This window comes from Trichloromonas sp., assembly GCF_041583255.1.
Lineage (GTDB): Bacteria > Desulfobacterota > Desulfuromonadia > Desulfuromonadales > Trichloromonadaceae > Trichloromonas.
The window spans coordinates 1-7853 of the sequence record NZ_JBFHGD010000159.1 but is presented as its reverse complement, the minus strand read 5'-3'; the positions used below and the strand labels follow the sequence as shown (position 1 = coordinate 7853).

The 7853-nt window shown below is 60.0% G+C and carries 7 protein-coding genes; 4 read left to right on the top strand and 3 right to left on the bottom strand.

Annotation, left to right across the window (positions count from 1 at the left end):
- The coding region (locus ABYV89_RS12245; protein ID WP_432823241.1) for a rod shape-determining protein at positions 1-752 on the bottom strand (752 nt) is incomplete at its 3' end.
- A 186-nt stretch (positions 753-938) separates the two neighbouring features.
- On the opposite strand from ABYV89_RS12245, the gene ABYV89_RS12240 reads away from it, so the two are divergent.
- From ABYV89_RS12240 to ABYV89_RS12225, 4 genes are all read left to right on the top strand, one after another.
- The gene (locus ABYV89_RS12240) at positions 939-2882 is read left to right on the top strand and encodes a SurA N-terminal domain-containing protein (RefSeq protein WP_432823240.1); all 1944 of its coding nucleotides are present in this window, start codon (positions 939-941) and stop codon (positions 2880-2882) included.
- A gap of 4 nt (positions 2883-2886) precedes the next feature.
- Positions 2887-3777 (top strand): phosphoribosylaminoimidazolesuccinocarboxamide synthase, encoded by an 891-nt coding sequence (locus tag ABYV89_RS12235; RefSeq protein WP_432823239.1) that lies wholly within the window; start codon positions 2887-2889, stop codon positions 3775-3777.
- Between the two features lie 98 nt (positions 3778-3875).
- Positions 3876-4541, top strand: coding sequence for a tetratricopeptide repeat protein (locus ABYV89_RS12230; RefSeq protein WP_432823238.1), 666 nt, complete (start codon positions 3876-3878; stop codon positions 4539-4541).
- 17 nt (positions 4542-4558) lie between these two features.
- The gene (locus ABYV89_RS12225) at positions 4559-5845 is read left to right on the top strand and encodes an NCS2 family permease (RefSeq protein ID WP_432823237.1); all 1287 of its coding nucleotides are present in this window, start codon (positions 4559-4561) and stop codon (positions 5843-5845) included.
- Positions 5846-5968: 123 nt separating this feature from the next.
- Here the strand turns inward: ABYV89_RS12225 and nspC are convergent, their stop codons facing one another.
- Positions 5969-7129 (bottom strand): carboxynorspermidine decarboxylase, encoded by a 1161-nt coding sequence (gene nspC, locus ABYV89_RS12220; RefSeq protein ID WP_432823236.1) that lies wholly within the window; start codon positions 7127-7129, stop codon positions 5969-5971.
- A gap of 96 nt (positions 7130-7225) precedes the next feature.
- Positions 7226-7853: saccharopine dehydrogenase family protein (locus ABYV89_RS12215; protein ID WP_432823235.1), on the bottom strand; the 628-nt coding region annotated here is incomplete at its 5' end.

Below are 7853 nucleotides of genomic sequence, written 5' to 3'. Positions count from 1 at the left end.
TCCAGGGTGCGCGGCACGCCGGCGATCAGGTCGCGGCCCTTGACCTCCATGGACTGCACGTCCTCGGTCGGGAAGGCCGTCCCGATCTTGATCTTGATGGTCTCGGCGGTCCGCTCGCCGATCAGCAGGTTGTACTTGCGCTTGAGGTACTGGACGATGGCCTCGTCCATCTTGTCGCCGCCAACCCGCACACTCTTGGCATAGACGATGCCGGCCAGGGAGATGACTGCCACCTCGGTGGTGCCGCCGCCGATATCGACGATCATGTTGCCCGAGGCTTCGGTAATCGGCAGGCCGGCGCCGATGGCGGCCGCCATCGGTTCCTCGATCAGGTAGACTTCGCGGGCCCCGGCCGACTCGGCCGATTCCTTGACCGCACGCTTTTCCACCTGGGTGATCCCCGAGGGAACGCAGATGACGATACGGGGACGAACCAGGGTCTTGCGATTGTGCACTTTCTGAATGAAGTAACGGAGCATTTCCTCAGTAATGTCGAAGTCGGCGATGACGCCGTCTTTCATCGGACGGATGGCGACGATGCTCCCCGGCGTACGGCCGAGCATCTTCTTGGCTTCCTTGCCGACGGCGAGAACCTTCTTCTGCCCCATGCTGTCTTTCTGCACGGCCACCACCGACGGTTCGCTGACGACGATACCCTTCCCCTTCAGATAAACAAGGGTATTGGCGGTTCCAAGGTCGATGGCGAGATCGTTCGAAAACATCCCCCATATCACGTTAAATAAGTTGAACATCGGTGCGGTGGTCTCCTTTTAACCGCAGGAGGACAATCCTCCTGTAAAATGGTGTCCACACTACCAAAATCCCCGGGCCTTTTCAAGCCGTAAAAAGGAAAAAGATATTGCAATTGGGCCCTTGATTGTCTAACATAATGCGCTGTTTCCGAGCCCCGAAAACCACTAAAAAGGAGTCGTCCGCACATGCTGGACCTGATCCGTAAAAAACAGAAATCGGTCTTTATCAAACTCGCCTTCGCCGTCATCATTCTTAGCTTCGTCATCGGCTATGCCATGCTCACCTCGCCTGGCGACGGCCGCGACGGCCAGCAGCAGGGTTTTGCCGTTGCCGTCAACGACCTCGAAGTCGGCTTCAACGAGTACGAAACAGTCTACAGCAATCTCTATCGGCTCTACCAGAACGTCTACCGCGAACAATTCAACCCGGCCCTCGAAAAACAGCTGGGTCTGCGGCAGCAGGCGCTGGATACGGTGATCGAGCAGGCGCTGCTGTTTCTCGAGAGTCATCGCCTGGGCACCAAAGTAAACCGCCAGGAGCTGATCGATTCAATCGCCCAGATCCCCGCGTTTCAGGACAACGGTGTATTCAGCAAAGAGCGCTACCTGCAGGTATTGAATTACCAGCGGATAACCCCCGATGACTTCGAGGCTCGCCAGGAGCAGCAGTTGCTGGCGGAAAAGGTTCGCGACGCCATCCGCGGCCAGATCGAAATCACCGACGAAGACATCGTCGAGGAATACCGGCGCCAGAACGAAAAGGTCAACCTGGACTTCGTGCGCCTGGCCCCCGCCCTGTTCGAAACCCGGGTCAAGGTTGACGAAGAGGCCCTGGCCGCCTTCTTCGATGCCCGCAAGGAAGACTTCAGATTCCCCGAGACGGTGGCCCTGCGCTACCTCCTCTTCGAACCGGGCCGCTACGCCAAGGACGTCACCACCACCGAAGAAGACCTCGAAAAATACTACCGCCGCCACCTCGACCGCTTCGACATCGCCGAGCAGGTCAAGGCCTCCCATATCCTGATCAAAGTCCCGCTCGACGCCGACCAGGAGACCAAGGACCGCAAGCGCCAGCTGGCCGACAAGGTGCTCGAGGAAGTCCGCGCCGGCAAGGATTTCGCCACCCTGGTGCGCAAATATTCGGACGACCAGGGGACCATCGCCCAGGATGGCGACCTCGGTTTCTTCAGCCGCGGCATCATGGTGGCCGACTTCGAAAAAGCCGCCTTTGCCATGAAACCGGGCAACATCAGCGACATCGTCACCACCCCCTTCGGCTATCACATCATTCGCTGTGACGGCTACATCGAGCCGGGGATCAAGCCGCTGGCCGACGTTCTCGACGAAGTAAAGACCGAAGTGGTGGCCGACAAAAGCCGCCAGCTGGCTTTCGAAAAGGCGATGGACGCCTTCAATATCAACCGCAAGACCGCCGACCTCGACAACGCCGCCAAGGTCAACGATCTGGGGATCAAGGAAACCAACTTCTTCGAGCGCGAGGCCCCGATCGACGGGCTTGGCGAAGTCCCCGAAATCTCCGCCGCGGCCTTCGCCCTCAGCACTGCTGAATTGGCCCGTCCGGTCAACCTCCCCGAAGGGGTCGTGCTGTTCGCCATCAAGGAACGCCGCGCCAGCCGTCTCCCCGAACTGACCGAGGTCCGCGTTGAGGTGGAGCAGGCCTACCGCCAGCAGCATACCGAAGACCTGGCCCGCAAAACCGCCGAAGAACTGCTCGCCGCCGTCGCCAATGGCGAAGCGCTGGAGAGCCAGGCCAAGGCCCAGCGTCTGACCGTCGAGGAAACCGGGCTCTTCACCCGCGCCTACGGCAACTTTCTCCCCCGCCTCGGCAACCTGGACCAGCTGGCGGAAGCCGCCTTCGAACTCACAGCCGAAAAGCCGGCGGCGCCGCAAGTCTACGAAAACGACGGCAAATTCATCGTCGCCGCCCTCAAGGAACGCGTCGAGGCCGACCTTGCCAGTCTCGACGACGCCCAGCGAGAGACCCTGAAAACCACCGTCCTCACCCGCAAAAAAGACCTGGTTTACCAGGAAAAGATAGACGACCTCAAGGCAAAGGCAAAGATTGTCGTTTCCCCCACCATCCAGGCTTCGATCGAAAAGGAAAAATAAGGCCATGCAAGCGACGCTGACCCAAACCAAATTTGCAGATCTCAAGCTGATCAACCAGGGCAAAGTTCGAGACATCTACGACCTCGGCGAATACCTGCTGCTGGTCACCACCGACCGCATCTCGGCCTTCGACGTCATCATGAACGAAGGGATCCCCCACAAAGGCTTCGTGCTGACCCAGATCTCCAAGTTCTGGTTCGAGCAGATGTCCGACATCATCCCGAACCATATCATAGCCACCGAGGTCAGCGACTTCCCGGCCATCACCCACAAATACCGCGACCAGCTCGAGGGGCGCAGCATGCTGGTCAAAAAGGCCAAGCCGCTCCCCGTAGAATGCATCGTCCGCGGCTACGTTTCCGGGTCGGGCTGGAAGGAATACAAGCAGCAGGGGAGCATTTGCGGCATCCCCCTGCCGGCCGGCATGGTCGAAAGCCAGAAGCTCTCCGAGCCGATCTTCACCCCGTCGACCAAGGCGGAACTCGGCGAGCACGACGAGAACATCCCCTTCTCCAAGGTAGTGGAACTGGTCGGTCAGGAAGTCGCCGACAAGATCAGCAGCACGACCATCGCCATTTACAACCGGGCCCGCGACCTGGCCGCCACCAAGGGGATCATCATCGCCGACACCAAGTTCGAGTTCGGCATCTTCGAAGACCAGGTGATCTGGATCGACGAAGCCTTAACCCCCGACTCGTCGCGCTTCTGGCCGAAAGACCTGTACCAGGCTGGCGGCCCTCAACCGAGCTTTGACAAACAGTTCCTGCGCGACTACCTGGAGACCCTCGACTGGGGCAAGCAGGCGCCCGCTCCGCAGCTGCCGGAAGAGATCATCCGCAAAACCGGCGAAAAATACCTTGAGGCCCTGTTCCGGATTACCGGCATGAAACCCTGAGGATTATCTCGGAAAGACCAAGGCCGGAGTTAATGCTCCGGCCTTTTTTCGTTGCCGACCGCTCGATGCGACGGCAGGCTCCCTGAGGGACTATTGGCATGAACCGAATCTCCACCCTATTGCTTTTTCTGCTTCTTGCCCTGCTCTCCGGCTGCAGCGCCCTGCTCCCCGACCCCCTCACCGCTGAACAGCACCTGGCCCAGGCCGAAGCGTTCAAGGCTAAAAGGGACTACGCTGCCGCCGCCGACTCCCTGGCAAAAGCAATTCGCAAACAGCCGGCCGACGGTAGCCTGCACCTGCAGCACGGCGAACTGCTCGAAGTCGCCGGGATGCCCGAACAGGCCCGCAAAACCTATCGCAAGGGACTCGAAACCATTGCCGGCGGGGATTCCTCCAGGCCGGAGCTGAATTACCGGCTGCTGCAGCTGCTGACCCTCAAGCTGTCCGCGCCGGACGAGGCCGAGCCGCTGCTGACCGCCATTTCCGCCGGATCGGTCAGGCATCTCGACGCCAGAGGCTGCCTGGCGTACGGCCGGGGTCGGCACCAGGAAGCCCTGCAGCTCTTCGATCAGGCCCGGCTGCAGACGACGGACCAGGATCTGACCGCCCGAATCCTCTACCACGTCGCCCTGGCCTATCATCAGCTCGGCGATGATGACCACGCCATGCTGGCCCTCTTTCACGCCATCAACCAGGCCCAAAGCCTCGGGGTAAGCAAGGATATTGAATATTTCTTCAACGACCTCAAGGGACTGACCCCGTAAGCGGACGGACACCTGCCATGCTCGAAAAACTGTTTCAACTGCACCGTCACGGCACTTCGGTCCGGACCGAAGTCATCGCCGGAGTGACCACCTTTTTGACCGGCGCCTACATCATTTTCGTACATCCAACCATCCTCTCTCAGGCCGGCATGGACAAAGGCGCTCTGACTACCGTGACCTGCCTGGTTGCGGCCCTGGCCACGGCGCTGATCGCCCTCTGGGCCAATGCGCCGCTGATGATGGCACCGGGTATGGGACTCAATGCCTTTTTCACCTACACCATGGTGCTCGGCCAAGGTGTGCCCTGGCAAACGGCCCTTGGTGTGGTCTTTGTTTCCGGAGTCTTCTTTCTGGTGCTGACCTGGCTCGGCGTACGGGAACGGCTGGTTCGGGCGATCCCCCTGACCCTGCGCCTGGCAACCTCGGTGGGCATCGGACTGTTCATCGCCTTCATCGGCCTGCAGAACCTCGGCCTGGTAGTTAAAAGCGAAGCGGTGCTGGTTCAGCTGGGTGACTTTACCCCGCAAGCTCTGCTTGGCCTGTTCGGTTTGCTGGTCGCCATCCTGCTTGAATCGAAGCGGATTCGAGGCGCCATTTTGCTCGGCATTCTGGCGACTGCCGCGGCTGGCATTCTTACCGGTGTCTCCCCCTGGCCAACGGGACTGGTCGCCCTGCCCCCCTCGCCGGCACCGATCGCCTTTCAACTCGACATCGTCGGCGCTCTGCAGGTCTCACTCTGGGCCAGCATCCTCTCCTTCATGTTTGTTGACCTGTTCGACAGCCTCGGCACCATGCTGGCGGTCTGCCGTGAAGCCGGCATGGTCGACAAGCACGGCGAAATCCCCGGTTTGCCGCGGATGCTGACCGCCGACGCCCTGGCCACGGTTGGCGGGTCACTGCTCGGCACCAGCACCACCACGACCTTCATCGAATCCGCCAGCGGCGTATCCGACGGCGGCCGCACCGGGCTGACCGGAATCGTCACCGCGACGCTCTTTTTCTGCGCCGCCTTTTTCACCCCGGTGATTGCCGCCGTCCCCCCTTATGCCACCGCCCCGGCGCTGATCGTGGTCGGCATCTTCATGATGCGCGGGATCAGCCAGATCGACTTCTACAATTTCGAAGAAGCCGCCCCGGCTTTTCTCACTTTCCTGCTCATGCCGCTGACCTATTCCATCGCCACCGGCCTGGCCTTCGGCTTCCTTTCTTACGTCGCTATCAAACTGGCCCTCGGTAAGTACCGCGAATGTGATCCATTTCTGATCGCCGCCGGAGCCTTCTCTCTGGTCAGCCTGCTGCTCTGATTATTAGCCACAGAAATACAGAGAAACAGACAAAAAAACAGGACACACTCTTCGTTAAGAGGTGTCCTGTTTTTTTGTTTTAAACACTGTGTCTCCGTGCCTCTGCGGCAACCGGATTTTTTTTCAGGACAGCCGCCCCTTGAAATCGCCATAGCCGAACCGTTTCACCAGCTCAACCGCACCGTCCTTGCGGGCATAGTAGATCGTCGGCAGCTTGACGCCGTTAAAGGTGTTGGTCTTGACCATCGAATAAATCGCCATGTCGAGAAAGACCAGCCGGTCGCCGTACTCCAGCGGCTGATCGAAGGAATAGCGGCCGATCACGTCGCCGGCCAGGCAGGAGAGGCCGCCGAGCTGGTAGGTGTGGGCCTTTTCCTCCGCCTCACCGGCTCCGATAACTTCCGGGCGATAGGGCATCTCCAGCACGTCGGGCATGTGGCAGGTCGCCGAGGTGTCGAGGATGGCGTTGGCGACCCTGTGATTGCGGGTGACATCGAGCACCGAGGCGACCAGCACCCCGGCGTTGAGCGCCACCGCCTCCCCCGGTTCGAGATAGACGGTCAGATGCGGGTAACGCTTGCGAAAGTCGTTGATCAGCCGCACCAGGCGCTCGACATCGTAGTCCTTGCGGGTGATGTGGTGGCCGCCGCCGAAATTGACCCAGCGCATCTGCGGCAGAAAGCGGCCGAATTTCTCTTCGAAGGCGGCCAGGGTGCGCTCCAGGGCGTCGGATCCCTTCTGGCAGAGGGTGTGGAAATGCAGTCCGCTGATGCCGCCTAAGGCGGCGGGATCGAATTCCTCTTCGACAATCCCCAGCCTCGAACCGGCGCCGCAGGGGTCGTAGATCTCCACCTCGGTTTCCCGGTGCTCGGGGTTGCAGCGCAGACCGAACTCCAGCTTGGGGTTGAGCGCGCTGGCCAGCGCGCCGAAGCGCCGCCACTGGGAGACGGAGTTAAAGACCAGGTGATCGCAGACGGTTGCCGTCTCGCGGATATCCTCTTCGCTGAAGCCGGCGGCGAAGGCGTGTACCTCGCCGGGAAAGTATTCCCGACCAAGCATCGCTTCATGGGGACCGCTGGCGCAGGTCCCCTTCAAGGTCCGGCTGAGCAGGGGAAAGCTGTGAAACATGGAAAAACTTTTCATGGCCAGCAGAATGCGGGCACCGGTGCGCTCCATGACCGTCTGCAGAATCGCCAGGTTGTGCTCCAGGGCTTCTTCAAAGACCACGAAGGCCGGGGTTTTAACGCCGCTCAAATCGGTTTTCAACGCACATTGCTTATCCATATCGCTCACCTGTCCGCCAGACATTGCGCCTGAACGAAGAAGAAAAAAACCCGGAGCCCAAAGGCTCCGGGTTGATCTATCCAGAGAAGGGCCGGTTTAAAAACCCTCGATGAACACCTCTTTGACCGGCAGGCCGTACTGGTTGAGGTCCGCAACAAAGGGATCGGGATCGAACTGTTCCATGTTGAAAACCCCCTTGCCCTGCCACTTGCCGGTCAGCATCAGCTTGGCGCCGATCATCGCCGGCACCCCGGTGGTGTAGGAAATCGCCTGCGACTTCACTTCCTGATAACATTCTTCGTGGTCGCAGATGTTGTAGATGTAATATTTGCGCGGCTGGCCGTCCTTGAGCCCTTCAACCACCACGCCGATGCAGGTTTTACCCTTGGTCTTCGGACCGAGCGAAGCCGGGTCGGGCAACAGCGCCTTCAAAAACTGCAGCGGGATGATCTGCTGCCCCTGGAACTCGATCGGCTCGATGCCGGTCATGCCGACGTTCCCCAGCACTTCGAGATGCTTCAGGTAGTTGTCGGAAAAGCTCATCCAGAAGCGGGCACGCTTGAGGCCGGGAACAAACTTGGCAATCGATTCGAGCTCTTCGTGGTACATCAGGTAGATGTTGAGCTTGCCGAGATTCTCCGGCATCTCGAATTCCTGCTTGACCGACAGCGGATCGGTCTCGACCCACTGGCCGTTCTCATAGAAACGCCCCTTGGCGGTCACT

Bases quoted from the DNA above. Each gene is read 5' to 3' on its own strand.
- ABYV89_RS12240 (WP_432823240.1), top strand. From the start codon at position 939: ATGCTGGACCTGATCCGTAAAAAACAGAAATCGGTCTTTATCAAACTC.
- ABYV89_RS12235 (WP_432823239.1), top strand. From the start codon at position 2,887: ATGCAAGCGACGCTGACCCAAACCAAATTTGCAGATCTCAAGCTGATC.
- ABYV89_RS12230 (WP_432823238.1), top strand. From the start codon at position 3,876: ATGAACCGAATCTCCACCCTATTGCTTTTTCTGCTTCTTGCCCTGCTC.
- ABYV89_RS12225 (WP_432823237.1), top strand. From the start codon at position 4,559: ATGCTCGAAAAACTGTTTCAACTGCACCGTCACGGCACTTCGGTCCGG.
- nspC (WP_432823236.1), bottom strand. From the start codon at position 7,129: ATGGATAAGCAATGTGCGTTGAAAACCGATTTGAGCGGCGTTAAAACC.